Raw genomic sequence first — 25,556 nt, 5'->3', positions numbered from 1 at the left:
GAGGCTGCCCAGCCTCAAGCATAGAGGAACGTTTCATGACACGCATACTTCGCACGGCCGCTCTTGCCCTTATCGCCGCTGCCGGATTCGCCGCATCTGCCAGCGCAGCGGATTTCGAGGTTCACATGCTGAACAAGGGCAAGGACGGCAACATGGTGTTCGAGCCGGGCGCCATCAGGATCGCCAGCGGCGACAGCATCACCTTCATCCCGACCGACAAGAGCCACAATGCGGAAACCGTGACCGATCTCACGCCGGCAGGCGCGCCGACGTTCAAGGGCAAGATGAACGAGGTCATCAAGATCACGTTTGAGGTTCCCGGCGCCTACGTCGTCAAATGCTCTCCGCATGTCGGCATGGGCATGGTGGGGCTCGTCGTCGTCGGCGATGCGCCAGCCAATCTGGACGCCGTCAAAGCCGCCAAGTTCCCGAAGAAGACGCGCGAAAGGCTCGACGCGGACATTGCCGCGCTCGGCCTGTAGCAGAGGATCCGGCGAGGGTGTCTTGCGCCAGCGTGACGGGTGAGCGAACCGGGGGCGGTCGCTCGCCCGTCATGGGCGTCCGCCGGACCTGACGTTCAAAGCGCCCATCGCGGCGCGTGGACACTGCTTCACGGGTCGTGCTAGTCCGTCAGATGCAGGTGGTTTACGCGCGTGATCCCTGCGGGAGAGGACGGAACGCCTGATGCAGCCGAGCAGGATCGATCACCTTCAGATGAGCATCGCCGCTCTCGTGCTGGATCGACGCATGTCCTCGAAACAGGCCGTGATCCTCGCCTGCCTCATCGGATGTCTCGCGATCATGGCCGCTTTTCTTCTCCGCGGCTTTCTCGCGGGCAGCGGGGTGTTCGATCTCTTCGTGCCCGCGATCTTCGTCGCGTCGCTTTTTGCGACACGTTTTCCGCTGCTGGTCCTGACGGCAGCTCTTGCCGTCTGTGGCGTCGTCATCGAGAGGGCTGTCGGCGCGCCGGTGCAGACGATCGGCTTCAAGCTTGCGCTGTTTCTCGCGACGGCGGGTGCCATCCTCCTCGTCAGGGAGATGGTCGAGTCCGCTCTCCTCGCGGCCAGGACGGCCGAGACGGCGCTCGAAATCCGCGAGGCCCATCTCCGATCGATTCTCGACACCGTCCTCGACGCCACCATCGTCAGCGACCATACGGGCCGGATCGTCTCCTTCAACGCCGCCGCCGTCCGGCAGTTCGGCTATGCCGAGGAGGAGGTCGTCGGCCAGAACCTGCGCGTCCTCATGCCCCAGCCGTATCGCGACGAGCATGACGGCTATCTCAAGCGCTACCAGAAGACCGGCGAGAAGCGCATCATCGGCGTGGATCGGGTCGTGGTCGGACAGCGCAAGGACGGGTCGACCTTCCCGATGAAGCTTGCGGTCGGCGAGATGCAGACGGGAACCCACAGGTTTTTCACCGGCTTCGTCCGGGACTTGACCGAACGGGAGGAGTCGGCTGCCCGTCTCGAGGAGATCCAGGGAGAGCTCGCCCGGCTCGCCCGGTTGAACGAGATGGGAGAGATGGCCTCGACCCTTGCGCATGAGCTGAACCAGCCGCTGTCGGCCATCGCCAACTACGTCCATGGCTGTTCGCGGCTTCTGCGCGACGTCGACACCGACAAGGCCGTGATGCTGCGGGACGCTCTGGACGAAGCGGGACGACAGTCCCTGCGGGCAGGGCAGATCATCAAGCATCTGCGCGAGTTCGTGACCAAGGGCGAGACCGAAAAGACCCCCCAGAACATCCGGCAGCTCGTGGAGGAGGCCGGTGCGCTCGCGCTTGTGGGCTCGCGCGAGAAAGGCGTCCGCAGCATTTTCGACTTCGCGCCCGGGGCGGACATGGTTATGGTGGATCACATCCAGATCCAGCAGGTGCTGACGAACCTGATGCGCAACGCGCTGGAGGCCATGAAGGACGCGCCCGTGAAGGAACTGACGGTCCGCACCGAGCCGGGAAGCAACCCCCACGAGGTGGCCGTCGTCGTCGAGGACACCGGCAGCGGAATTCCCGAGGAGATCCTGTCCCAGCTTTTCCGGCCGTTTACGACGACGAAGCCCGGCGGCATGGGGATCGGACTGTCGATTTCCAAGCGGATCGTCGAAGCCCATGGCGGCACGATGACCGTGTCCGAAGCGGCAGGCGGCGGCGCCAGATTCCGATTCACGGTTCCGGCCTATCATTCCGAAAGAGTGGATCACGTCGATGGATGATTTCACGGTTCATATCGTTGACGATGAGGAGCCTGTGCGCAAATCCCTTGCCTTCATGCTGACGATGAACGGCTTTGCCGTGAGAGTTCACGAATCGGCGACGGCATTCGCGCAGTTTGCGCCGAGCGCGCGCCACGCCGTCCTCGTGTCGGATCTGCGCATGCCGGATATGTCCGGGGTCGAACTCATACGGTTCGTGGCGACGCTGCCGGTGCGGATCCCGTCCATTCTCATCACCGGCCATGGCGATGTCCCCATGGCCGTGGAGGCGATGAAGGCAGGAGCGGTGGATTTCATCGAGAAACCCTTCGAGGACACGCTGATCATCGATGCCATCCGCCGGGCCTCCGAGCAGCTTGGCAGCGCCACGGCGACCAGCGAGACCGCCGACGAGATCCGGGAGCGGCTATCCTCCTTGAGCGATCGCGAACGGCAGGTTCTGTCGGCCGTCGTTGCCGGGCTGCCGAACAAGGCCATCGCCTATGATCTGGATATCAGTCCGCGAACCGTCGAGGTGCATCGCTCAAACGTGATGGCCAAGATGAAGGCACGGAGCCTTCCGGAACTCGTGCGCATGGCGCTCGGCTCCGGCTTCGGGCCCGCCTGACCGGATCGTCGTTACAATTGATCTGCCGCAATGCGCCGTCCACGACGGACGGCTAGCCTCGCCGTAGCCTGGGACCTGCGGACTGTGGACATCGACGTGCAGAAGGACAGAACCATCGTTGCAATCGCTGCCGACGACGCCATGTTGCGTTCGCTGGCGTTCGCGCTCGGCGTCGAGGGCTTCCACGTCCTGGGGTGCGCCTCCTGGCGCGCCGCACGGCCGCTCATCGCAGGTTCGGTCTGTGTCATCGTCGACGTCGATATCTGCAGGAAGGACGCGGATGCGCGCCGGTCTCTGGAAGACAGCGCCAACCGGATCATCGTCCTGACCGACGGCATGCCGTCGCCCGAGGCCGCGCGCAACCATCGGCTGGTCGCCAAGCCGCTCGAAGGGTCCGATATTCTTGCCGAAGTCGACCGCTTCCGGCGGGCCCTAGGTACAAACACGTAGTGGTACAACCGAATTTTCAAAAACCGGACCATGTTTCACAGTCACCCCACGATCATGGGGATGACGACAATGCATGCAGGGGCTTCCATCGTTTCAGACTTCGGGATGGCGAGGACGCGTTCCGTCCCTTACCGGAAGGTGACGCCCATCAGCCTGTTCTCTCCCGAGGACGAGATCTTCGCGCAGGGCGAGCGGGCCGGAAGCATCTATCGCGTCGAATTCGGTGCCGTCCGCGTCTATCGTCTGAACAGCGATGGACGACGGCAGGTCGTCGCCTTCCATCTGGCGGGTGAGATGTTCGGCCTGGAGGCCGGCGCGACCCATTCGTTCTTCGCCGACGCGCTCGTCCAGACAGGGCTCACGCAAGCCGGATTGCCGGACGAGGTCTCGCCGGAACTTCTGATGCTGGCCTTGCGCAGCATGATCCGCGCCCAGGAGCACCTGCTCGTGATCTGCCGCCAGAGCGCGGTCGAAAAGCTCGTCGCTTTTCTGATGGACATGTTCGAGCGCCAGGGCGGCCTCGAACAGATCGATCTTCCGATGTCGCGCATCGACATCGGCGAGTATCTCGGCATGAGCATCGAGACCGTTTCGCGCAGCTTCTCGAAGCTCCGCGACGAGGGGCTGCTGCGGTTCCACGGTGCACGGAAGGTGGAGCTGCTCGACATCGAAACGTTGAAACGTCTGTGTCGGTGAAGCGATCCGGGTGGAGCGACGCGGCAGTGACGGCCACCGGCAGATCGCCAGACGGTTCGCTCATACGTACGAAAATCGCGCTTTAGACGAAAGTGGTAACTTAGAAAGCCAAAAGTTAGCGTACCATTAAGTTCTTCGCCCTAAATTTGAAACGTCACGATGAGCGTGACTCTCGGTGGCCCGGCCCATGACAGGCATTGCGGAACACTCGCCTCTCGTCGATGGAGCGCCTTGTGTTCGGACTAGGACGTCGTAAACCTGCCTGCGAAGCGATTTCTGCACTTCCGGCGTCTTCAACACTGCCTAACGATGTCGCACGCCCCGAGGACGGCGCTGCGCCGACGCCCGAGCCGGTTGCCGATGCGCCGTCCATGCTCGTGTTCAGGACGGATTCGTCTCTCCGCAACCTTGGCGCGGCACTCCAGCCGATCGCCGGGCGGGCCCCGGCGTTGGTCATGGCCTATGTCTCGCCGCACATCGATTTCCAGGCCACCTGTGAACGTTTGAAATCCTGGGCAGGGCGCGTCCCGCTGGTTGCCACCACGACAGCCGGAGAGCTGTATCATTCGCCGGACGACACGTCCCCCGGCCACCTGTACTGCGATGCCGCCCAGTCCTGGGACAATGTCGTCCTGCAGGTCTTCGGGCAGGACCTGGTCGAGCAGATCTCCATCCACCCGGTCGCGCTTCCGGGAAAAGATGCAGAGGCGGCACGCCGTCCCGTGACGCAGGAGGACAGGCTTTCGGCCATCAAGACGAGCCTGTCGGCAATCCGCACGCCGTTTCCGATCCGCGCCGAGGATACCGTGGCGCTGACGCTGGTGGACGGGCTTTCGGCGTCCGAGAACTACCTGATGGAGGCCGTCTACGAGACCGGTTCGTTTCCGTGTATCTTCATCGGGGGATCCGCCGGCGGCAAGCTCGATTTCAAGACCACCTATCTGTTCCACGATGGCCGCATCCTCCAGAACCATGCCTTGCTCGTGTTCGCAAAGATCGCGAAAGGCACACGGTTCGGAATCCTGAAGACGCAGAACTTCAAACCGGTCGGCAAATCGATGGTCATCATCGAAGCCTGCGCCGACACGCGAAAGGTGACCGCTGCCATCGATACCAACACGGTGGAGATGGTGCCGATCATCGATGCGTTGTGCAGCATGATGAATTGTCAGCCCGCGCAGCTTTCCCGCAGCCTGGAAGGCTACACCTTTGCGCTCCGGATGGAGGACGAGCTGTTCGTGCGCTCGATCTCCGGCATCGACCTCGAGGCCGGCTCGGTCGGCTTCTATTGCGACGTCAATCCGGGCGACGAACTGCACCTCGTCAAGGCAACCGATTTCGTCGGCCAGACGAAACGCGATCTGGCGGCCTTTTTTCACGGGCGGCCCACGCCTGTCGGCGCGATCGTCAACGATTGCATTCTGCGGCGGCTTGGCAATCCGCGCGATCTACACGGCCTGGACGGCGTGTGGCCGATACCGGTCGCAGGCTTTTCGACCTTCGGCGAGCTGCTCGGCATCAACGTCAACCAGACGCTGACCGCTCTCGTGTTCTTCAAGGTGCCGGAAGGCGAGACGTTCACGGACCCCTATTTGGACGACTTCACCGTCCACTATGCCCGGTTTGCCCGTTACTTCACGCAGTGCCGCCTGAACCAGCAACGGCTCGTCAACCGGATGCGCAATCGTCTGATCGGGCGCCTGACGGGGTTCATCGGGCAGAGCGCGGACCTTGCCGTGGAACTCGATGGCGCCGTCGGTCGTACGGATGACGTGCGGCACAGCGTTCTGCAAATCCGGAAGGACATCGAACAGCGCATGTCGTCCGTCGTGTCGGTTTCTGCGAAAGGCAATCTCGAGGAAGAGTTTCTCAAGGTGGCGCGGACCACCCAGCAGCTCACCGAGATCGTCGAGGTCATCGACAAGATCACCATGCAGACGAATCTTCTCTCCCTCAACGCAACCATCGAGGCGGCGCGCGCGGGAGAGGCAGGGCGATCCTTCGCCGTCGTCGCAAACGAGGTCCGGGCGCTGGCCAACACCACCAAGTCGACCCTCGACCGCAGCCGCGAGTCTCTGGCCCAGGTCGAAGCGAGCATCGAGATCCTCGGCCAGCATATCCGCCATTCCGAAGCGCAGGTCGAAACGGCGCAATCGGGCTACGGGGAGATCTCTGCGCAGGTCAATCATATCTTCCAGAGCTTCGAACTGATCGGCGGCGCGATGTCACAGGTCGGGCGGATGGTGGAGGCGCAGCGCTCCGCCATGACCTCGGTCGGGCAGGACGTGAACCGCCTCCGCCGGATCGAAGGTCAGTCGTCTACCTGAGCGGGCAGGGCCCGTCGCGCCGACCGACAGCAGGACGGGATCAGGCGGCCCTTTGCCGCCCGACGGCCTCCGGCGGGCGGATGGACTTGCGGCGGTTCAGCTTGAACGCGCCGACGAGGCTGGTCAGAACCGAAGCGTCCGCAGACAGGCTGGCGCTGATCGCCGTCGTTTCCTCCACCATTGCCGCGTTCTGCTGCGTCATCTGGTCGATCGCATTGACGGCCGTGCTGATCTCCTGAAGGCCGACGGACTGTTCACGCGACGCCGTGGTCATGGCATCGACCTTGCCGTCGATATCCGCGACGTAGAGCGTGATCTGCTCGAGCGCCTTTCCTGTCTGGTCCACAAGGCGAACCCCGTCCGAGACGTCCGCCGTCGAGGTCTTCACGAGCGCGGTGATGTCCCTCGCTGCCTTGGCGGAGCGCTGGGCGAGCTCCCGCACCTCCTGCGCCACGACCGCAAAGCCCTTGCCGGCCTCGCCGGCGCGTGCCGCTTCCACGCCGGCATTCAGGGCCAGAAGGTTGGTCTGGAAGGCGATCTCGTCGATGACATGGATGATCTGGCCGATCTCGGTCGAGGATGCCTCGATCCGGCGCATCGCGGTCACGGCGTCGCCCACGACCTTTCCCGAGAGGGTCGCGCAGTCGTTTGCGGCGCGCACCAGGTCGCGCGTCTCGGCGGCCCGTTCGGCCGAGGACCTGACCGTCGCCGCGACCTGTTCCAGGGCCGCTGAGGTCTGTTCGAGAGCGGCCGCCTGCTGTTCGGTGCGCTTGGACAGCTGATCGGCGGCTTCATGCATCTCGGCGGCGCTGCCCGACAGTTCGCTCGTCTTTCCCAGCACCTGCTCCAGCGCCTGCTGGAAGGTGGCAATCGAATTGTTGAAATCGCAGCGCAGTGTGTCGAAGCGGTCCGCAAAGGGTTCGTCGAGCGTGACGCGAATGTTGCAGTCGGCGAGACGGGCGAGCCCCGCACCCAGAGCCGCGACCACGGCGCCAAGCTCCTCCGCTTCGCGTTCCCGGCGGCGATGCTGCTCGACGCGTTCCGCTTCGGTCAGGGCCCGCTCCCGCTCTGCGGCAAGGCGCATCTGCTGGCGTTCGATCGCCGCGTCGCGGAAGACCGACACGCTCTTCACCATCGACCCGATTTCATCACGCCGCCCGGCAAGGGGTACCTCTTGGGTATAGTCTCCCTGCGCAAGAACGGTCATGTAGCGCCCGATTCGCACGAGCGGGACGATCGCGCGCCGCCGCACGAGCCACAGGCCCCCGAGAAAGAGAACGACCGAAAGCGCGCTTCCGCCGGCCGCGATCACCGTGTACGTCTGGCTTTGTGCGTTGGCCGTGGCGACGGAGTTCTCCAGCGTCGTCGTTGCCATGGCGGCAAGTTCCCGCACCTTGGCGTCATGCGCATAGAAAGCCTGCTGGATACGATCCAAGGCCGCCTTTCCGGTCTTTCCGGCTTGATCCTGATAGTCCGCGACGGCCTTCCAGAACGTGTCTCCCGATGTGATCACCTCGGATGCGAGCTTGCCGCGCAGGCCTTCGTCAAGCTGCGCCGTCTGCCAGAAGCCTCGGCGATCGTCGAATGCGGCCCGGAGCGCCTTCATCTTCTCCCCGTTGTCCCGCAGGCGCTCGGGGTCCACGACGGACTCGTTGACCAGCATGTAGGCTTCGACCACGTAGAGCGGCGGCGGCAAGATGTCGGCGATCAGGTCCTTGCCGTTTGCGATCTCTTCATAGACCGGGCCGCCAACCTTCAACGTACCGAGCGCCGACGTCTGGATGCCGATCGAGACGACGAGGCCGAAGGTCACGACCAGCCCGAACAGAACGAGCAACCGGGAAAGTGTGATGTTTTTCACGCGATGCTTCTCCACCAACCGGAGGACCTCCTCCGAAGTCATGAGAGGAAAGTCTAAAACCAAGAAAGCTAAAATATGGTGAAAGATGTTAACGTCTGATGCCTCTTTTTAGGGGGGCGGCCTCAGCGCATCGCCCTCGCAAGGTCCTGCTCGCAAACCAAAGGCTCGATCTCCCGGCGAGCTTACGTTTTGGACAGCGGTTTGACAGACTGTCCTTTTTAAGAAGTGGCGGGGCCAACTTGAGATTGTGCATGGCCGCCATCGGCTCCGCTTTGCAGGGGCGGTGACTGCAGAGGAGACGCGCGTGGGTCTGAAACGACCGTTCAGGGCCGAAATCATCGGCGGTTCGAAGATCTGGATCATCGACGCGGAGGACGCATTCGTCACGAACTTCCCGCGCCAGAGCGACGACATCATGGTCGACTACACGCGGGCGCAGGCCGTGGCCGCAGCGGATACGGAAGAGATCCCGCTCCCAGACGACAGCCTCATCCGGCATCTTCCGCGCGCGTTTTAGGATTGTGCCTCTTCGGCCTGTTCCGACGAGCGTTGACACACCGGCGTTGCTATCCGTCCGCGTGATCTCTCGTGTCTCGTGCCGATCAAACCTGTTGGCGCTGGCTTTCAGACGAGCAGAAGCACCGGAAAGGAAACGGTCAGGAGCGCGGCTCCGGCGACGATGACGATCTTCAACAGGCCGGCATCGAAGGATGACTTTTCATGCTCGTTCATGCCGTGCTCCCCTGCTTGCTGCCAGGCTGTGACACGCTTTAACGCGCAGCCGGCCGGTAAGGTTTCGGAACCATCGCCGGCCGCGTCATCGGTTGCGCGCCCGGTTCCTCAGAGTTCGACCTGTGCAGGAGGGCCGCGGAAGGCATCGAGGCCCTGGATCGGGTCGAGACGGACGGGAACACCGGTTGCGGCCGACTGGTAGATCGCCTCCATCAGCACGTGATCCTGCACGCCTTCCTCGCCCGGGGTGCGCGGTTTGCGATCCTGCAGGGCACAATCGGCGAAATGATCGATCTCGGCGGCAAACTGGTTGTTGGCCGTCAGGTCGATTTCCTTCTGGACGGTCTGATCGCCTTCGCGTTCGATCACCGTCAGGCTCTGACCCGTGTATTGATAGGCATTGGGCATGTCGACGGTGGCGCGCTCGAAGTTCAGGCGCTGATGCTTGTCGTCGCGCGCACCGTAGCTCGTGAGGCAGTTCACGATGGCATGGGAGGGGAAGCGCAGCGTGAACGACACGGTCTCCTCCACCTCGGCATAGCGCGGATCGTCGGGCGGGCTGTACTGCGTCGCCATGATCTCCACCGGTTCCTCGCCTGTCAGGAAGCGCGCCGTGTTCAGGCAGTAGAGCCCGATATCCGGCAGCGCGCCCCCGCCGGCCAGCGCCTTCTTGTGCCGCCATTGCTCGGCCCCGTTTTCCGCAACGGTCTGGACATTGATGGCGGACATGCCGACCAGCCGTCCGTAGGCCTTTGCGCGGACCTTCTCGGCAAGATGCAGGTTGAAGGCCTCGTACTGGATGCGATAGGCGATCATCAGCTTGACGCCCGCAGCGTTGCAGGCGTCGAGCATGGCCTGGGCCTCGGTCGAGTTCACCGACATGGGCTTTTCGCAAAGCACATGTTTGCCGGCCTTGGCCGCCCGCTCGACGAATTCGCGGTGCAGCCCGTTCGGGGTGACGACATAGACCGCCTTGATCTCCGGATTGTCCTTGATCGCGTCGAACCCGGTATAGTCGTAGCAGGCTTCCGGCTTGACGCCGTACTGTTGCGCAACCGCCTTCATCTTGTCGGGCGACCCGGAGACCAGGGCCACCAGGCGGGCCTTCTTCGTTTCGCCAAAGGCCGGCAGGATCTCTTCCAGGCTCAGGCGCCCGAGCGCCACGACGGCGAAGCCGACCCGATCCTCCGGCGGCAGCGGCGCCTTTGGATCGCCACTCGGCGCTTCCGAAGGGCCGCGCCATTCCGGAAAGGTGACCTTACCGTCCTTGACGGCGCCGGTGTCGACCGGCGAGGGCGGCGGCAGGTGGTTTCCCTGCGCTTGCGCCTGCGCGCCAGGAGCGAGAAGCATGCCGGTCACCCCGACACCGCCAAGTTTCAGAAGGCCACGTCGGTTGAAGGCGGGAATGTCGTTCATGGAGGAGGCCTTTCGCTGACGGACCGTTGATGGAGGTTGATGGATCGGCAACTCTGTCGGCCGCGGATTGTTCAACGGTTTCTTCCTCTCTCGCTCTCTCGTCCGTGCTTCCCGCCTGCCGTCGGCGAAGGAAAATTTGCCGCTTCACATTCTGCGCCTATGTCAGGCTCCTGAAGCCGGCGGGGGTCCTCCCGATCGTCCCGAAGGCGAAGACAGCAAGGAAGATGGTATGACAGACCTCAAGAACACGCGGATCACGCTGGCCCGCCGTCCGCAAGGCGCGCCGGTCGCAGAGGACTTCCACATCGAACAGGCGCCCGTTCCCGAACCATCCAAGGGCGAGCTGCTCCTGCAGACACGGTATCTTTCGCTCGATCCGTACATGCGTGGCCGGATGAGCACGGCGAAATCCTATGCCAAGCCGGTCGAGATCGGTGACGTCATGGAAGGCGGCACGGTGGCGGAGGTCGTCACCTCGCACCATCCCGACTTCAGGACCGGCGACATCGTGCTCTCCCACAGCGGCTGGCAGGCCTACGCGGTGTCGGACGGCAAGGGGCTGCGCAAGCTCGATCCGGATGCCGCCCCCGTTTCCACCGCGCTCGGCGTGCTCGGCATGCCGGGCTTCACCGCCTATGCCGGTTTGCTGACGATCGGCCAGCCGAAGCCCGGGGAGACGGTGGTCGTGGCGGCTGCCAGCGGCGCGGTCGGTTCCGTCGTCGGGCAGATTGCCCGGATCAAGGGCGCACGCGCCGTCGGCATCGCCGGCGGGCCGGAAAAATGCGCTTTCATCCGGGACGAGCTGGGCTTCGACGTGGCGCTGGATCACCGGGCACCGGATTTCGCCGAACAGCTGAAGGCCGCATGCCCCGATGGAATCGACGTCTACTTCGAGAATGTCGGCGGCCACGTGTTCGAAGCGGTGTTTCCGCTGCTCAACACCTACGCCCGGGTGCCGGTCTGCGGTCTGATCGCCCATTACAATCAGGATGGCGGGGCCTCTTCCGGCCCGGATCGGCTGCCTGGCTTCATGAGAGAGGTGTTGACCCGGAGCCTGCAGATCCGCGGGTTCATCCAGCTGGAATTCAGCGACCAGAAAGACGCCTTCCTGAAAGAGGCCGCCGGCTGGATCGCCGATGGGCGGCTGCGCTATCGCGAGGACGTGGTGGACGGGCTGGAAGCCGCGCCGCAAGCCTTTATCGGGCTTCTGGAAGGCCGCAACTTCGGCAAGCTGGTCGTAAAAGTCGCCTGAGCAGCAGGCGATTGCCGGGGCGGTCGGGGTAAGATGCCTTCGACCGCCCCGTGTCGCGATTGATCACTTACGGAGATGACGTCCGTCGACAGGGCCTTGCGGCCTGCATCCCGATTGGGACGCCTGCTGGGGGACGCTACAGGTCCGGCTTGTGGAAGAAGGCTTCCAGCCGGTAGCCGTCGGGATCGATGACGAAGGCGGCGTAGTAGAAGGTGGCATATTCCGGCCGCAGGCCCGGAGCGCCATTGTCTTCTCCGCCATGGGCGATCGCGGCGGCATGGAACGCTTCGACGGCCTCCTCGCTATACGCCTTGAAGCAGAAGTGGAGGCCGGAGCGGAGATCCGGGCGAACCGGATGTTCGGCCTCGGTCACCCAAAGCCCGACCTGTTCGTCACCATAGCCGAGCATCTTTGCACCGCTCGTCAACCGTCCGTAGCCGAGCGGGGTGAGGGCGGCATCGTAGAAGGTGCGCGACCGGTCGATATCCCGGACGCCGATGGAAACATGGTCGAACATGGGTACGCTCTCCTGACGTGTCTTGTCCGCGTGCGATTCTCGCGTTCTGCCACGGCGAAGCCGGCGCGGTTCTCGGCGATGTTTTCGCCTGCCTGCCTGCGTTTCGCAAGTGAAAGCAGACGCTGACCATATCGAGACCTCCCGGCTGCGGATATCGAGTACAGTCAGCGGATGGGCGCCCTATATGCCCACGCAGTGCGGCTGTTCCCGGGCCGCCTTGATGCTTTCAGGAGATCGACATGGCTTCCCCCAAACTCTTTTCGCCCATCGAGGTCGGCGGACTGACGTTGCAGAACCGCATCGTCATCGCGCCGATGTGCCAGTATTCCGCCGAGAACGGCGCGATGACCGACTGGCATCTCACGCATCTCGGCATGCTGGCCCAATCGGGTGCGGGGCTTCTGACCATCGAGGCGACGGCGGTGACGCCGGAAGGCCGGATCAGCTTCGGCGATGTCGGGCTTTGGGACGACGCCTGCGAAGCCGCCATGGACCGCGTGCTCAAGGGCATTCGCCGCTGGTCGGACATGCCGATCGCGATCCAGCTCGGCCACGCCGGCCGCAAGGCCTCGACCGATCTGCCCTGGAAGGGCGGGGCGCAGCTCGCTCCCGATCATGCGCAGGGCTGGAAGACCGTCGCGCCCTCCGCCTCCGCCTTCAAGCCATCCTATGATGCGCCGGAAGCGCTGGATGCCGCAGGCCTCGATCGGCTCCGAGACGCGTTCGCGCAGGCCGCCCGCAGGGCCGCACGCCTCGGGCTCGATGCCGTGCAGATCCATGGAGCCCACGGCTATCTTCTGCATCAGTTCCTCTCGCCGCTGTCCAATACGCGCACCGACGCCTATGGCGGTTCGCTCGAAAACCGCATGCGCTTTCCGCTCGAAGTGTTCGAGGCGGTCCGGGACGCCTTTCGCGCGGATCGGCCGGTGACCATGCGGGTTTCCGGAACGGACTGGGTCGAGGGTGGCTGGGACAGCGCCCAGACGGTGGCTTTCGCGCAGGCGCTCGAGAAGCGTGGTTGCAGCGCGATCCACGTGTCGAGCGGTGGACTCAGCGATGCGCAGGCCATTCCGGTCGGCCCGAGCTATCAGGTGCCGCTTGCCCGCGATGTCAAACAGGCCGTCTCGATCCCGGTCGTCGCCGTGGGGTTGATCACCGCGTTCGAGCAGGCCGAATCCATCATCGGGACCGGCGATGCCGACATGATCGCGCTCGCCCGCACCATCCTCTATGACCCCCGCTGGCCCTGGCACGCCGCCGCCCATCTTGGCGCGACCGTCAAAGCGGCGCCGCAATATCTCCGCTGTCAGCCGCGGCAGTACAAGACCCTGTTCGACAGCTGATGCCGGCTCTGTTCTCACCCTCTGTTTCTGAGGGATCATCAGCCGGCGCCATTCCGCTTCGGCTGGCGATACCCGCCTCGTGCCTCAAGCGCCTGATCCTCGCGCTATCGTCGGCGGCAACATTCCGGTGGGCGTCATCAAGACGCGTGTCATGTCCCAGCAGGGAGACGCGCTCGATCTGCCGTTCGCATTCGGCCGTCTCGCCTATGCGTAGGGCGGCTTCGGCAATGGTCAGGTGCAGTCTCACTTGAAATATGGGGAACGGGCGGTCGGCTTCGGTGCTGCTCCGCCACTGTCGCTCCAGGCGCTGGAGGCGATCCAGGACCGCCTTCAGGGCTTCTATGTTTAGAGGCGTGTCACGGACGATGACGGCGGCCAACCGCAGTTGTGCATCGACATCGGTTGGGAACCGATCGGATGCCTCGATGTAAAACCGTGTTGCATGGTCGTCCGGGTCCGGACCATCGACAATCGCCTGCAGCTTCAGGATGTTGAACTCCGCATGCCCCAGAGCGGATGGAAGTTCCGTCTCCGCCTGTTTGACCAGCGAGGACGCCGTTGCGACATCGCCCGTTACCGTCGCCTCCAGAATATCCCGTCTGTATTGTAGCAGGCGGACGCTGTCGTCGCTGACCTTTGCTTGCCATTCGGTGCGCGCGGCATCAATGTTCCACTCACCCCGCAAGATGCGCTTTAGGATCGGCTCGATATGGGTTGCAGGTCCCATCCAGGCAATCCGGTTCGTCCGATCGACGATGAAACCGGCCGGCACGCCGTCCTGTCCGCTCGCCTCGAGCCAATGGCGCGTTACCCAGCCCCGAGACAGGACAGAGGCTTCCGGTGTCCGCTCCTCAAGAGCGAGCACCGCCTTGGACGGGATGGATTTGGCTTTTACCGCCGTCCTGTCCACGTGGATCACCATGACGGCCACCCCATAGCACGGAACGCCATGGCTGGCGCTGATCTCCGCAAGATCGCGAATAAAAGGAAGGCAGCCGGGGCAACCGCCGTTCCAGAGAACGACCAGCCTCAGCTGGTCGGAGACGACCGGCCGGAGAACATCACCGACAAGCCCACGGGACAGTCTTAGCTCTGGAGCTGGATCTCCGGGCAACAATCGCGAAAAATGCTGACATGGCCATCTGCCTTTCAGGTATTAGTCGACATATACCGATCTAGATTTAAGGCTTATCCCGTTCGCACAGGTGTTAACCACATCTAGCACTCACGCATGGCGTGTCTCCCCTGCTCGGCTATACGGGCAAGATGAGCGAAAGTTTGTTTCCAACCCGTTGGGCCAAGGATCGGCCTCCGTCGCTGGAGAAGTTCACCTCGGACTTCGCCGACGACTACGCGTGTGCGGAATACCTGGCCAAGAAACGATGGCGCAGCGGCTTCAATTGCCCGAGGTGTGGCGGCAACCGTGCCTGGCGCCTTGAAGCTCGTCCGTGGGTCTGGGAATGCCAGGGCGTTCAGGAGGATGTCTATGGGGAGCGGACGAGGACGGGCTGCCGTCACCAGACCTCACTGATCTCGGGAACGGTCATGCACGGAACACATCTGCCGTTGCGCAAATGGTTCCTGGCCGCCTATCTCGTCGCGACCCACTCGAACGGCATGTCGGCTCTTCAGCTCCAGGCCAAGCTCGGCATCGCCAGCTACAAGGCGGCCTGGCTCCTTCTCCATAAGCTTCGTCGCGCCATGGTCGATCCAGATCGGCGGACGTTGAGCGGCGTCGTTGAGATGGACGAGACAAACGTGCCCTACAGGAAGAAGACGGACCCGGTCACGGGCGGGCAAGGCCGTAGCCCCATAGGCAAGATGTTCCTCGTCGGTGCGGTCGAGATCGTCGATAAATTCTATGCCGGGCGCATGCGGTTGCAGCGTGTCCATGTGGCTGATCGTGAGACGCTGCAACGGTTCATCGCCGAGAACACCGCGAGCGGGACGGAGATCATCACCGACGGCTACAGCGCTTACGAACGGCCGCCTGAGCGGAAACACAAAGCACATAATCTCAGCGCCAAGAACGCGCTGCCCGCCCACATCGTGCTGAAGTGGGTTCATCGCATCTTCTCCAACTTCAAGCGCTGGGCGATGGGAACGTACCACGGCGTTCGGGAAAAGCATGTCGACATCTACTGCAACGAGTTCGTCTTCCGCTGGAACCGCCGCCGCAGCTTCCAGACGTCCATCGACACCCTTCTCGGCCTTGGGCAGAAGATAGGCCCCGTCACCTGGCGGGACATCGTCGGCGACACCCGCAAATGGAAAGAACAGCACCGCGACCAAGTGCTGGGTATGGTCGATCCCGAGCGGCTGAAGCGCGCACAGAAATACGCCTTCGAGAACGGCATGGATATCTTCGACGCTCTCGACGACATCCGACAAGACGGGGACCGGCACGTGTACTTCCGTCGCAAGCCGGTGCGCCCAGCGCTACCCCCAAGGCGGACGGGCGAGGAGCGAAACACCCGCCGCTATATCCATCCGCCGAGCCTGGCACCGAACGAGATCGCCGCCGGGTATCTGCGCCATATTCCGCTCGGCTCCAAACTCACGTCCCCGCGATTAAATTCGCTTGCGGACGGAAGAGTCCGAGCCTCGGCTTAGCCAACTCTCCGATCGACGCGCAGCAGCGAATCTGTCCATGTCCATGGTGAAGCGGGGCTGAAGGACTTCTTTGCAGTTTCTGCAAAGAACGGGGCGTCCCTAAGTGCACACCGTCGAGCTTGTCTTTCTACCGAAGATAGAAACCGCTCCCCGAGTTTTAAGATAAGCTAATCCTCAATTGGTGGTGTGCACCTGTGCGAACGGGATAAGCCTTCTAGATTTCCACTGAACGACATACAGATACATCCCATTCCAGATCCGGTGAAGCAATTATTTAAATTTTTACAATAACTGGCTTGTGAGCACAGAGAGTCGGTCATATGACCTACTACATCAACATCTTTATCTATGGATTTGTCAGGTTTTGTATTTGCGATCTTTAAGACCAAATTTCTGTTGTCTAGCGAGACTCCAGGTCCCTGTTGAGGGTCAGCAATCACTGTCCTGCTGGATTTTATTGTAGATAGGCCGGGTCTGTACGGATTTACAATAACGTATTTAAGAATACCGTAAATTTAGATTGTGTAAATATAATTTCGCCTCTGGGCTTGATGGTGTATCTCACCGTTTCCCTGCCAGTGCTCAAATTCGGAAACCGTGAGAGCACAAGGCTGCCCGTGCGTAAAGGGGTGATCTCAAGCCAGCCTTGCCGCTGGTATCAATCCAAAGACGGTATGATCTGAGGATTGCGCGCCGTGGTTTGAAAGCCGAACCGGCTTGCAGAGATTCAAAAGGATGCAGAGTTCGATCTGAAATCCTGTGTATCAGGAATTGCTACAGAGGAGCGGTCAGAAGGCGGTGGGAATCTTGGTTGGTTGAGACCGTTTGCTGGCTTTCGGATCTTCGCCAGAGGTATCCCACGAAACCAGGGCATTCCCGGCCGAAGCGGGATCGCGTCGATGTTGGACGATGCGTCCCAGCGAAGTTCTAGAAAATCCCGGAAAACACAGAAAACCACGGCGCGACGACGAAGCATCACACCGTGGTTATGAAGGCTTGTTACCGAAGACCAGCCGCGCCGTGTCGGATACCGTCCGACGGGCGCCCGTCAGATCTTAGCGGGTCGCAACTTTTTTCTTCGGGCCGGGCAGGAGGCCTTCGCGCTGCATCTGCTTGCGGGCGTTCTTGCGCTGGCGGGAAACAGCTTCAGCCTTCTGGCGAGCACGCTTCACAGACGGCTTTTCATAAGCTTCGCGCATGCGCATTTCGCGGAAGACGCCTTCGCGCTGAAGCTTCTTCTTGAGCACGCGCAGTGCCTGCTCAACATTGTTGTCTCGAACCAGAACCTGCATCTCGAACCTTGATCTCTGTCGCCCGCTGGGGCGGTGGTATGGTGACTTCGGCGCTCCTTATCTCACCACACGTCCATCATGAAAAGGGGTTGGCCCGAAAAAAGAGCGAAGAAATGTGCCAAATCTCGTCTCTCCGGCAACTGACAGCGCCCAGAAGGGTGCCGGCCGGCAATGAGATGTGTCCATCGGGAGCGTAACGCTCGGCTTCACCATCGCACTCGTCTTGCCGCTTGACAAGATCTTCCCGCAGCACCGATTGTCGCCGCGGCCGCGATGGTGGCTTGTTCCGTTCCAGCCGATTCTGCCTCCGTCGTGTCGTTCCTTGCAGCTGGCGCACATCGTCCGGAGCGAACGGCTCCAGAAGATAGACACCCGAGGAAGAGATCATGGCCCGCGTCCTCATTCTGTTTGCCCATCCCGGCCAGCGGCACTCGCGCCTCAACGTGCGCATGGCGCAGCAGGCCGCCCGGCTCGACGGGGTGACCTTCGTCGATCTCTATGCAGAGTATCCCCGGTTCAACATCGACATCGATGCGGAGCAGGCGCGGCTGGTCGCACACGACGTCATCATCTTCCAGTTTCCGATCTACTGGTATTCCGTCCCCGCGCTTCTCAAGGAGTGGCAAGACCTCGTGCTCGAATACGGCTTTGCCTACGGGCAGAGCGGCTCGAAGCTTTCGGGCAAGCTGTTTCTTCCGGTGGTCACAACCGGCGGCGCGCGCGATGCCTATCGCGAGGAAGGGTCCAATCACTTTCGGCTGCGCACGCTGCTGTCGCCGCTCGAGCAGACCGCCTCGCTCTGCGGCATGCGGTTTCTGCCGCCGGTGGCGCTGTTCTCCGCACATGATTCGGCCCTCGACGGGCGGGCAGACCTTCATATCGCCGCCTATCTTCGCCTTCTGTCCGCGCTGCGCGACGAGACCCTGGACCTGAACGCGGTCTCGCGGTTCGAGCTTCTGGACGATGATGCTCTGTCGCGGGTCGACATCTTGCGCGGCGTCACGCCAAACCCGGCAGACATGGCGCCATCCGGGCTGCCGGCCGGCTCCAACAGTGCAAGGATGTCCGAATGAGCGGCTTCATGTTTCAGGCCTTCGTCTATCTCGCGGCCGCGATCACCTCCGTCATCATCGCGGCCCGGCTGGGCCTCGGCTCCGTGCTCGGCTATCTCATCGCGGGGATCGTGATCGGCCCGGTCTTTCACCTGGTCGGCAACGAGACGCAGGATCTCCAGCATTTCGCCGAGTTCGGCGTCGTGATGATGCTGTTCCTGGTTGGACTGGAGCTCCAGCCGCAAGCGCTCTGGGACATGCGGGGTCGGCTGCTCGGTCTCGGCGGCCTGCAGGTCGCAGGTTCCGCAGCGGTTGTTGCGGGCATCGGCCTCGTTGCGGGGCTGCCCTGGCAGACCGCGGTCGCGGTCGGACTTATCCTGTCTCTGTCGTCCACCGCCATCGTGCTGCAGACGTTGAGCGAAAAGGGTCTCCTGAAATCGCAAGGCGGACGTTCCAGCTTCTCCGTGCTCCTCTTCCAGGATATCGCGGTCATCCCGATGCTGGCCGTCCTGCCGCTTCTGGCGCTTCCGGCCCTGCAGGGCGGCGACCACGCTGCCCATGGCGCGGGCAATGCGGCAACCCTTGTCTCCGACCTGCCGGGCTGGCAGGTCGCGCTGGTGACGCTTCTCGCCGTCGCCTTCGTCGTGGTGGCGGGCCACTTCCTGTCGCGCCCGATCTTTCGGCTGATCGCGGCGTCGCGGCTGCGCGAAATGTTCACGGCTGCCGCCCTGTTGCTCGTCGTGTCCACCGCCCTCCTCATGAGCATGGTCGGCCTGTCCCCGGCGCTCGGGACGTTTCTTGCCGGCGTGGTCCTTGCCAACAGCGAATTCCGCCACGAACTGGAAAGCGATATCGAACCGTTCAAGGGCCTGCTCCTCGGCCTGTTCTTCATCACGGTCGGTGCCGGCATCGATTTCTCTCTGCTGACCGCCCATCTCGGCCTCGTCATCCTGCTGACCTTGGGTGTCATCGTCGTCAAGGCCGCGGTGCTGTGGCTGATCGGATCCCTCTACAAGCTGCGCGGCGCGGACCGATGGCTGCTGGCGCTGGGGCTCGCGCAGGCCGGCGAATTCGGCTTCGTTCTCGTCTCCTTCACGTTGCAGAATGCCGTGCTGCCTGCAGACCTCGCCGCCATCATCATGCTCGTGATCGCCTTTTCCATGCTGCTCACCCCGGCGCTCTTCATCCTGTTCGACAAGGTGATCGTGCCGCGCCTCGACCGGGGGCAGATGGAGGAGGCCGACGAAATCCCCGAGGAAGCCTCCGTCATCATCGCCGGTCTCGGCCGCTTCGGGCAGATCATCAACCGTATGCTCCTGGCAAACGGGCACAAGACGATCGTGCTCGACAGCCGCTCGGATGTCATCGACGGGCTGCGCAAGTTCGGCGTCCGCTCCTTTTTCGGCGATGCCGGTCGTCCGGACCTGCTGCACTCTGCCGGATTGCGCAAGGCACGGCTGCTGGTCGTCGCCATCGACGATATCGCGCGGGCGACAAGCATCGTCCGCCATGCCCGGCATGAAAATCCGGCCATCCACATCATCGCGCGCGCTTATGATCGCAATCACGTCTACCAGCTCTACGAGGCCGGCGCGGACGACATCGTGCGCGAGGTTTTCGACAGCTCCGTCCGCGCGGCGGGCTACGCGCTGCAGAGCCTCGGCATGCATCCCTTCGATGTGGAAAAGAGCAAGGCCGTGTTCGTCCGGCAGGATGGCTGGGGCCTGCGCCAGCTCGCGCCCTTGTGGAAGCACGACGTGCCGGTGTTTGAAAACAAGGAATACATCGCCCGGGCCCGCGAGATCTCGGACATCCTGGAGAAAGCCATGATGGGAGATCGAAGCGCGCTGCACGATCGGACGGAGCGCGGCTGGACTCCGCCGGATATCGCGGCGCGCAACCATGACCTGGGCGCCTCTCTTCCGGACGCAACGGATCTGGAGCGGTCGACCCTGGAGCGGCGGGATCGGGCGGATCTGGATGGACAGGGCGAGGGGTAGGAAGAGCCAGAGGTTACCGGCCGGCGGTTCGCCGTTTCCGTGCGGGGCCTCCGGGATGGCCTTGCGCGGGACACGGCTGGACAAAAGCGGGCGGGCGGGCTAACCCACGCGCCGCAACGGCGGGGCCGACATCCCTCGGGTCCCGGCTCGATGAGACGCGCGTGCCGATGTTCGTCGAGCCGGCTCCGGGCCTTGCATTTATATGCGGTTCGCCGCTGACGCCCATCGGCCCTGCGGAGACGCCTGCATGACATCCACGACATTATCGCGCGCCGCCCGCTTCATGCCCTGGCCCGCTTCGTCGGTCAGCCCGAAGGAGCGGTTTCGCTCGGCCGGCGGCGCGCTGTTCGGCCTTCTGGTCACGGGCCTCCTCGGTGCCTTGCTGACAGCGACGTTTCCCCTCTCGCCGGCACTGGTCGCGCCCATGGGGGCTTCGGCCGTGCTTCTGTTTGCCGTCCCGTCCAGTCCGCTTGCCCAGCCCTGGTCGTTGATCGGCGGCAATCTCGTCGCGGCGTTTGTCGGGGTGACCGTGGGGATGTTCGTGCCCGACCCCATGCTCGGGGCGGCCCTTGCGGGGGCGATCGCCATCGGCCTCATGATGAGCCTGCGCTGCCTGCATCCGCCGAGCGGCGCGATCGCGCTCACGGCCGTTCTCGGCGGCCCACCGATCCATGCACTCGGCTACGGTTTCCTGCTGTGGCCGGTGCTGGGAAACTCTCTTCTGCTCCTGGCGGCCGCCTTGCTCTTCAACAATCTGACCGGGCGCCGCTATCCGCATGTCGCCTTGCCGGCGCTCGGCCCGCACCAGACGAAGGACCCGCCGCCCATCGCCCGCATCGGCTTTGCGGCCGAGGATCTCGATGCCGTGCTCAAGGACTACGACCGGGTTCTCGACATCCAGCGCGACGAGCTTGTGACCATCCTCAAGCGTACGGAGTTGCGGTCGTTCCAGCGCCAGTCCGGGCAGACCACCTGCGGGCAGATCATGTCGCGCGACGTGATCGCGATCGCGCCGGATGCCTCGCTGTCGGAGGCGCACGCGCTCCTGCGCGCCCACCACATCAAAGCGCTGCCGGTGACCGACGACAATGCCCGCGTCATCGGCATCCTGACCCAGACAGATATCCTCGATCGCGCCGATTGGACCCGCGGCCGGCCGACCATCGGTCTGCGCCGCCGCTATCAGCTCGCCGTTTCCGGCTCGACGGCACCGAACGGCACCGTCAAGAACATCATGACCAGTCCCGTCCGGACCGTGTCGCCCGAGGATGTCCTGTCCGAAGCCATCCTTCTCTTTGCAGAGGGCGGCCTTCACCATCTCCCCGTCACCGATTCCGCGAACCGCCTCGTCGGCATCGTCTCGCAATCGGACGTGCTGGTGGCGATGCTGGCGGAGGGGTGACGCCGTTCCTCGACCGGCCTTACCGCCAGCCGAGCGCCGGCGCGACCTCGGTCAGGATGGCTTCGATGACGTGGGCGTTGTAGTCGACGCCAAGCTGGTTGGGGACCGTCAGGAGAAGCGTATCGGCTTCCGCGATCGCCTCGTCACCGCGCAACTGCTCGATCAGCGTGTCGGGCTCTGCGGCATAGCCCCGGCCGAAGATGGCGCGGGTGTCGGCATCGATGAAGCCGATCTTGTCGCGGGCGTCGCCAGAACGGCCGAAATAGGCGCGATCGAGATCGTTGGTGATGGCGAAGATGCTGCGGCTGACGGAAACGCGCGGGGTGCGACTGTGGCCGGCCGCCTTGAAGGCGGCACGATAGGCCCGGATCTGGTCGGCCTGCTGCACGTGGAAGGGCTCGCCCGTTTCGTCGTCCTTCAGCGTCGAGCTCTGCAGGTTCATCCCGAGTTTTGCGGCCCAGATGGCGGTCGCATTCGAGCTTGCGCCCCACCAGATCCGGTCGCGCAGGCCCGGCGCGTGCGGCTCCAGTCGCAGAAGGCCGGGCGGGTTCGGGAACATCGGATTGGGGTTCGGCGCAGCAAAGCCTTCGCCGCGCAGCACGTCGTAGAAGACCTCGGCATGACGGCGGGCCATGTCGCCGCTCGTTTCGCCGTCTGCCGGCGCATAGCCGAAGTGGCGCCAGCCGTCGATCACCTGCTCGGGCGAGCCGCGGCTGATGCCGAGCTGCAGGCGCCCGCCGGAGATAATGTCGGCAGCGCCGGCATCCTCCGCCATGTAGAGCGGATTTTCATACCGCATGTCGATGACCGCCGTGCCGATCTCGATCCGGCTCGTGCGGGCGCCGACGGCTGCCAGAAGCGGGAAGGGCGATGCCAGCTGGCGGGCGAAGTGGTGCACCCGGAAATAGGCGCCGTCGGCACCGAGCGCTTCGGCCGCCACTGCCAGGTCGATCGACTGCAGCAGCGTATCCGCAGCACTGCGTGTCTGCGATTGCGGCGACGGCGTCCAGTGGCCGAATGAGAGGAAGCCGATCGTCTTCATGGTGTATTCCTGACCGTTGATGCAGTGCCGGTGTTGTCGCACGGTCCGTGCCGGGGAAACAATCGTGCAAATGGAGCACGGTTCGTTCGCATTCGCAGCGCAGCGGCCTTTGACGCCCGCCGCGCCGCTTCGCCGCAGGTTTTCGGTCGGTCTCCGTCTTCCTTCCCGTCGGGGACAGCGCTAGATCTCGGACCATGCGACGCCGCGACCCTGTGCGTTGCCGACGTGCAGCTGCCGGGTTTCGGCGGTGCGAGAATGGCAGAAAGAGACATATCATGAGGCACTCCGTTCCCTCCTCCCGCGCCGGGCGTCTTTGCCACTCGACCCACATGGCGCAATTGTCCGGCCTCGCTCTCTGCCTCTTTCTCGTTGCGGCACCGGCCGGTGCGCATGTCACGATTGCGGCGAAAGGCGTCGAGGCCGGGAAGACGAGCTCCTTCGTCCTGAAGATTCCGCATGGGTGCGGCGGGGCCGCGACGACCGGGCTGCGGGTCGCCGTGCCCGCCGTGCTGTCCGACATCGCGCCGAAAGACAAGGCCGGCTGGACCGCCACGGTCACGCCGGCGGCTGCCGGGGCCGGGGACAGGGCAAAGCCGGCGCAGATTGCCTGGACGGGCGGCACGATCGCCGCTTCCGACCATGCCGAATTTACGTTCACGGCAAAAGTCGCAGCCGATGCCAAAGGTCGCATCTATGTGCCGATCGTCCAGCAATGCGGCGATGTCGCGGAGCGCTGGATCGAGATCCCCGCAAAACCGGGCGCAAGCGAACCCGAGAAGCCGGCGCCGGCCTTCGACGTGAGGCCTTGACGGCGCCATGAAGCAGGGCGTCATCGGCACGATGCGGGCCGGGCGGTTCTGCGGCACGCGCGGGCACCGGCCTTCCCCATGGCAGACGGGTCTCCTCGCGGTGCTGCTGCTGCCGATGTTGCTCCTGGCGGGCGCCGGCCAGGCCCTTGCCCATGCGCAGCTGGTCTCCTCCGATCCAGCGGACGGCGCACATCTTGCGGCATCGCCACGCGAGATCGTACTGACCTTTTCCGAGCCGGTCGATCCCCTTGTCTTCCGCCTGAGCGATCCGACCGGGCAAATGAAGGTGTTGTCGGCGGCCGCCCCCGGCGAGGCTTCCGGCCAGGCCGCAACCCGCCTTGTCGTTGCGCTGCCGGCGGACGTGGCCGTAGGGGCTTATAGTCTGTCCTGGCGGGTGACGTCGGCAGACGGACATCCGATCGGCGGCGGTCTTCTCTTCTCCATCGGCGACGCCGGCGGGTTCGCGGCACGGCCTTTGACCGCCGACGAGCGGGTCGCGTCGCAGGATACGGTGACCAAAGCCGGCCTGTGGATGGCCCGCCTGATCGTGATGGCCGGGCTTGTGTTTGGCGTCGGCGGTGCCGGGTGGGCCGCGCTCCTTTCGCGCCGGCATCCCGTGCCGGCGGATGCGGCTGGGGACGTCGCGCCAGCGGCTCCGGCCCTCGTTGCTCTGTCTCTATGGCTTGGTCTAGCCGCCACGCCGGTCTGGATCGTCTTCCAGGGCTACGATGTCCTCGGGGACGTCCCCGATGGATGGGTGTCGCCGGCGGTCTGGTCGGCCGGTCTAGGGGGCACGGCCTATGGTCGCGCCGCCATCCTCTGCAGCGTGGCGATCATCACGGCGATCGTCTCGCTCCGCATGCGCCGCAGAGGAGTCCGCCTTGCGCTTGCTGGGCTCGCCTTCGTGCTGGCGGGCCTGTCTTCGGCCGTTGCGGGACACGCGGCCACGGCGCCGCCGCGCTTTGCCACCATCCCCGGCATCGTGCTCCATGTGTTCGGCGCCATGGCCTGGATCGGCGGTCTCGCGCCCCTTTGGGCCGCTCTTGACGCATCACGGCTGGCCACGTCTCTCTCCGACCCCGATGGTGCCGCGCTTCGGCGCTTTTCCCGTCTCATCCCGTTCGTGCTCGCGATCCTTGTCGGTTCGGGCCTGCTGCTGGCGACGGTCCAGGTGCAGGCGGTGTCGAACCTCTGGACGACGGCCTACGGGCAGGTGCTTCTGGCCAAGCTCGCGCTCGTGCTGCTTCTCCTCGTGCTCGCGACGGGCAATCGGTTTCTGTGGACCCGCACGGCCATCGAGGGGCACCCCCGGGCCCTTCGTCGACTGCGGCGCAGCATTCTGGCCGAGATCGTGCTCGGAGCGATGGTCCTTGCCGTCCTCGGCCTCTGGCGCTTTACGCCGCCGCCCCGCGCGCTCGCCGTCTCGGCCCCGTCCGTTCAGGCGCAGAAGGGAACGCCACAGGACGCCCAGCAACGAGAGGTGCGGGAACAGGGACTGATGGCGACGGTTTCGGTCACGCCGGCGCGCACGGGGCTGGTTCGCGTGTCCATTACAGGGCTGATGCTGGACACGCAGCCGATCGACCCGCTTTCGGTCACGGTGGACGTCGCAGATCCCGGCCGGGAACTTGGTCCCTTCGTGCGGCAGGCACAGCGGGCGGCAGACGGGCGGTTCCAGGCCGATGGTTTCCTGCTGCCCGTCGCTGGTGCCTGGACCGTTCGTGTCACGGTGCTGGTGGATGATTTCACCGCGCTGACGATGACGGCACCGTTCGACATCGCCGCCGAGTAACGGCGGATCCGACCAACGGTTCCCAAAAAGCAGGGCAGCCCTATATCGCGGGTTCGGCGTGTTCGACGTCCAGAATGAGATTGCGTGAGCCGCCCGGCTTTTGAACCGAAATTCTACGGCAGCCTTGATCGGCAGGCCA

The 25,556-nt window shown here is 63.9% G+C and carries 20 protein-coding genes and 1 pseudogene; 15 read left to right on the top strand and 6 right to left on the bottom strand.

From position 1 onward, the window contains the following. The first annotated feature begins 35 nt into the window (after positions 1 to 35). The 6 genes from ASG25_RS17710 to ASG25_RS17685 all read left to right on the top strand — a co-directional run bounded on the left by ASG25_RS17710 (position 36) and on the right by ASG25_RS17685 (position 6,294). The gene (locus ASG25_RS17710) at positions 36 to 482 is read left to right on the top strand and encodes a pseudoazurin (RefSeq protein WP_062476929.1); all 447 of its coding nucleotides are present in this window, start codon (positions 36 to 38) and stop codon (positions 480 to 482) included. A 232-nt stretch (positions 483 to 714) separates the two neighbouring features. Beyond that, positions 715 to 2,214 carry a PAS domain S-box protein gene (locus ASG25_RS17705; protein ID WP_062477177.1) on the top strand — a complete coding sequence of 500 codons (1,500 nt, stop codon included), beginning with the start codon at positions 715 to 717 and terminating at the stop codon, positions 2,212 to 2,214. Beyond that, the gene (fixJ, locus tag ASG25_RS17700) at positions 2,207 to 2,821 is read left to right on the top strand and encodes a response regulator FixJ (RefSeq protein WP_062476926.1); all 615 of its coding nucleotides are present in this window, start codon (positions 2,207 to 2,209) and stop codon (positions 2,819 to 2,821) included. The genes ASG25_RS17705 and fixJ overlap by 8 nt, the downstream gene beginning before the upstream one ends. A gap of 96 nt (positions 2,822 to 2,917) precedes the next feature. Further along, complete coding sequence (locus ASG25_RS17695) at positions 2,918 to 3,271, top strand: hypothetical protein (RefSeq protein ID WP_156379801.1); 354 nt, start codon at positions 2,918 to 2,920, stop codon at positions 3,269 to 3,271. A 105-nt stretch (positions 3,272 to 3,376) separates the two neighbouring features. Then, a complete protein-coding gene (locus tag ASG25_RS17690) occupies positions 3,377 to 3,967 on the top strand; it encodes a helix-turn-helix domain-containing protein (RefSeq protein ID WP_244479437.1) in 591 nt (196 codons plus the stop codon). 371 nt (positions 3,968 to 4,338) lie between these two features. Further along, positions 4,339 to 6,294, top strand: coding sequence for a methyl-accepting chemotaxis protein (locus ASG25_RS17685; RefSeq protein WP_062476921.1), 1,956 nt, complete (start codon positions 4,339 to 4,341; stop codon positions 6,292 to 6,294). Between the two features lie 40 nt (positions 6,295 to 6,334). Here ASG25_RS17685 and ASG25_RS17680 read toward each other — a convergent pair whose 3' ends face one another. Then, complete coding sequence (locus ASG25_RS17680) at positions 6,335 to 8,155, bottom strand: methyl-accepting chemotaxis protein (protein WP_244479436.1); 1,821 nt, start codon at positions 8,153 to 8,155, stop codon at positions 6,335 to 6,337. Between the two features lie 304 nt (positions 8,156 to 8,459). Between ASG25_RS17680 and ASG25_RS17675 the strand changes: the two genes are divergently transcribed. Beyond that, a complete protein-coding gene (locus ASG25_RS17675) occupies positions 8,460 to 8,672 on the top strand; it encodes a hypothetical protein (RefSeq protein ID WP_062476915.1) in 213 nt (70 codons plus the stop codon). 323 nt (positions 8,673 to 8,995) lie between these two features. Here the strand turns inward: ASG25_RS17675 and ASG25_RS17670 are convergent, their stop codons facing one another. Next, positions 8,996 to 10,303: a Gfo/Idh/MocA family oxidoreductase gene (locus ASG25_RS17670; RefSeq protein ID WP_062476912.1), complete on the bottom strand. Its 1,308-nt coding sequence runs from the start codon at positions 10,301 to 10,303 to the stop codon at positions 8,996 to 8,998. 229 nt (positions 10,304 to 10,532) lie between these two features. On the opposite strand from ASG25_RS17670, the gene ASG25_RS17665 reads away from it, so the two are divergent. Then, positions 10,533 to 11,555, top strand: coding sequence for an NADP-dependent oxidoreductase (locus ASG25_RS17665; protein ID WP_062476909.1), 1,023 nt, complete (start codon positions 10,533 to 10,535; stop codon positions 11,553 to 11,555). A 136-nt stretch (positions 11,556 to 11,691) separates the two neighbouring features. Here the strand turns inward: ASG25_RS17665 and ASG25_RS17660 are convergent, their stop codons facing one another. Continuing rightward, positions 11,692 to 12,072 (bottom strand): VOC family protein, encoded by a 381-nt coding sequence (locus tag ASG25_RS17660; RefSeq protein ID WP_062476907.1) that lies wholly within the window; start codon positions 12,070 to 12,072, stop codon positions 11,692 to 11,694. Between the two features lie 239 nt (positions 12,073 to 12,311). On the opposite strand from ASG25_RS17660, the gene ASG25_RS17655 reads away from it, so the two are divergent. After that, a complete protein-coding gene (locus ASG25_RS17655) occupies positions 12,312 to 13,415 on the top strand; it encodes an NADH:flavin oxidoreductase/NADH oxidase (protein ID WP_062476904.1) in 1,104 nt (367 codons plus the stop codon). Here the strand turns inward: ASG25_RS17655 and ASG25_RS17650 are convergent. Then, positions 13,351 to 14,337: a hypothetical protein gene (locus ASG25_RS17650; protein WP_156466905.1), complete on the bottom strand. Its 987-nt coding sequence runs from the start codon at positions 14,335 to 14,337 to the stop codon at positions 13,351 to 13,353. The two genes, ASG25_RS17655 and ASG25_RS17650, sit on opposite strands and share 65 nt — an antisense overlap. Positions 14,338 to 14,681: 344 nt before the next feature. Here ASG25_RS17650 and ASG25_RS17645 point away from each other — a divergent pair. Then, positions 14,682 to 15,668 (top strand): annotated as a pseudogene (locus ASG25_RS17645) (IS1595 family transposase); the annotation flags it as partial. 1,415 nt (positions 15,669 to 17,083) lie between these two features. Here ASG25_RS17645 and rpsU read toward each other — a convergent pair. Further along, positions 17,084 to 17,320 carry a 30S ribosomal protein S21 gene (gene rpsU, locus ASG25_RS17640; protein WP_062476898.1) on the bottom strand — a complete coding sequence of 79 codons (237 nt, stop codon included), beginning with the start codon at positions 17,318 to 17,320 and terminating at the stop codon, positions 17,084 to 17,086. Between the two features lie 386 nt (positions 17,321 to 17,706). On the opposite strand from rpsU, the gene ASG25_RS17635 reads away from it, so the two are divergent. The 3 genes from ASG25_RS17635 (at position 17,707) to ASG25_RS17625 (ending at position 21,774) form a co-directional block, all read left to right on the top strand. After that, entirely contained in the window at positions 17,707 to 18,393 is a 687-nt protein-coding gene (locus ASG25_RS17635) for an NAD(P)H-dependent oxidoreductase (RefSeq protein ID WP_082475850.1), read from the top strand. Then, positions 18,390 to 20,372, top strand: a complete 1,983-nt coding sequence (locus ASG25_RS17630; RefSeq protein WP_082480313.1) for a monovalent cation:proton antiporter-2 (CPA2) family protein — start codon at positions 18,390 to 18,392, stop codon at positions 20,370 to 20,372. Before ASG25_RS17635 ends, ASG25_RS17630 begins: the two co-directional genes overlap by 4 nt. Before the next feature lie 247 nt (positions 20,373 to 20,619). Beyond that, the gene (locus ASG25_RS17625) at positions 20,620 to 21,774 is read left to right on the top strand and encodes an HPP family protein (RefSeq protein WP_062476895.1); all 1,155 of its coding nucleotides are present in this window, start codon (positions 20,620 to 20,622) and stop codon (positions 21,772 to 21,774) included. Positions 21,775 to 21,793: 19 nt separating this feature from the next. On the opposite strand, the gene ASG25_RS17620 is transcribed toward ASG25_RS17625, so the two are convergent. Further along, entirely contained in the window at positions 21,794 to 22,816 is a 1,023-nt protein-coding gene (locus ASG25_RS17620; protein WP_062476891.1) for an LLM class flavin-dependent oxidoreductase, read from the bottom strand. Between the two features lie 275 nt (positions 22,817 to 23,091). Between ASG25_RS17620 and ASG25_RS17615 the strand changes: the two genes are divergently transcribed. Together ASG25_RS17615 and ASG25_RS17610 are read left to right on the top strand one after the other, a co-directional pair. After that, complete coding sequence (locus tag ASG25_RS17615; protein WP_162241409.1) at positions 23,092 to 23,625, top strand: YcnI family protein; 534 nt, start codon at positions 23,092 to 23,094, stop codon at positions 23,623 to 23,625. Positions 23,626 to 23,632: 7 nt separating this feature from the next. Next, positions 23,633 to 25,417 (top strand): copper resistance protein CopC, encoded by a 1,785-nt coding sequence (locus ASG25_RS17610; protein ID WP_062476885.1) that lies wholly within the window; start codon positions 23,633 to 23,635, stop codon positions 25,415 to 25,417. Positions 25,418 to 25,556: the final 139 nt, after the last annotated feature.

It is taken from the genome of Rhizobium sp. Leaf384 (assembly GCF_001424065.1).
GTDB lineage: Bacteria > Pseudomonadota > Alphaproteobacteria > Rhizobiales > Rhizobiaceae > Ferranicluibacter.
This window is presented reverse-complemented; position numbering and strand designations above follow the sequence as displayed.

Coding starts and splice junctions, on each gene's coding strand:
- ASG25_RS17710 (WP_062476929.1), top strand. CDS start 36: ATGACACGCATACTTCGCACGGCCGCTCTTGCCCTTATCGCCGCTGCC.
- ASG25_RS17705 (WP_062477177.1), top strand. CDS start 715: ATGAGCATCGCCGCTCTCGTGCTGGATCGACGCATGTCCTCGAAACAG.
- fixJ (WP_062476926.1), top strand. CDS start 2,207: ATGGATGATTTCACGGTTCATATCGTTGACGATGAGGAGCCTGTGCGC.
- ASG25_RS17690 (WP_244479437.1), top strand. CDS start 3,377: ATGGCGAGGACGCGTTCCGTCCCTTACCGGAAGGTGACGCCCATCAGC.
- ASG25_RS17685 (WP_062476921.1), top strand. CDS start 4,339: ATGCTCGTGTTCAGGACGGATTCGTCTCTCCGCAACCTTGGCGCGGCA.
- ASG25_RS17670 (WP_062476912.1), bottom strand. CDS start 10,303: ATGAACGACATTCCCGCCTTCAACCGACGTGGCCTTCTGAAACTTGGC.
- ASG25_RS17665 (WP_062476909.1), top strand. CDS start 10,533: ATGACAGACCTCAAGAACACGCGGATCACGCTGGCCCGCCGTCCGCAA.
- ASG25_RS17660 (WP_062476907.1), bottom strand. CDS start 12,072: ATGTTCGACCATGTTTCCATCGGCGTCCGGGATATCGACCGGTCGCGC.
- ASG25_RS17655 (WP_062476904.1), top strand. CDS start 12,312: ATGGCTTCCCCCAAACTCTTTTCGCCCATCGAGGTCGGCGGACTGACG.
- ASG25_RS17650 (WP_156466905.1), bottom strand. CDS start 14,337: ATGGTGATCCACGTGGACAGGACGGCGGTAAAAGCCAAATCCATCCCG.
- rpsU (WP_062476898.1), bottom strand. CDS start 17,320: ATGCAGGTTCTGGTTCGAGACAACAATGTTGAGCAGGCACTGCGCGTG.
- ASG25_RS17635 (WP_082475850.1), top strand. CDS start 17,707: ATGGCCCGCGTCCTCATTCTGTTTGCCCATCCCGGCCAGCGGCACTCG.
- ASG25_RS17630 (WP_082480313.1), top strand. CDS start 18,390: ATGAGCGGCTTCATGTTTCAGGCCTTCGTCTATCTCGCGGCCGCGATC.
- ASG25_RS17625 (WP_062476895.1), top strand. CDS start 20,620: ATGACATCCACGACATTATCGCGCGCCGCCCGCTTCATGCCCTGGCCC.
- ASG25_RS17620 (WP_062476891.1), bottom strand. CDS start 22,816: ATGAAGACGATCGGCTTCCTCTCATTCGGCCACTGGACGCCGTCGCCG.
- ASG25_RS17615 (WP_162241409.1), top strand. CDS start 23,092: ATGAGGCACTCCGTTCCCTCCTCCCGCGCCGGGCGTCTTTGCCACTCG.
- ASG25_RS17610 (WP_062476885.1), top strand. CDS start 23,633: ATGAAGCAGGGCGTCATCGGCACGATGCGGGCCGGGCGGTTCTGCGGC.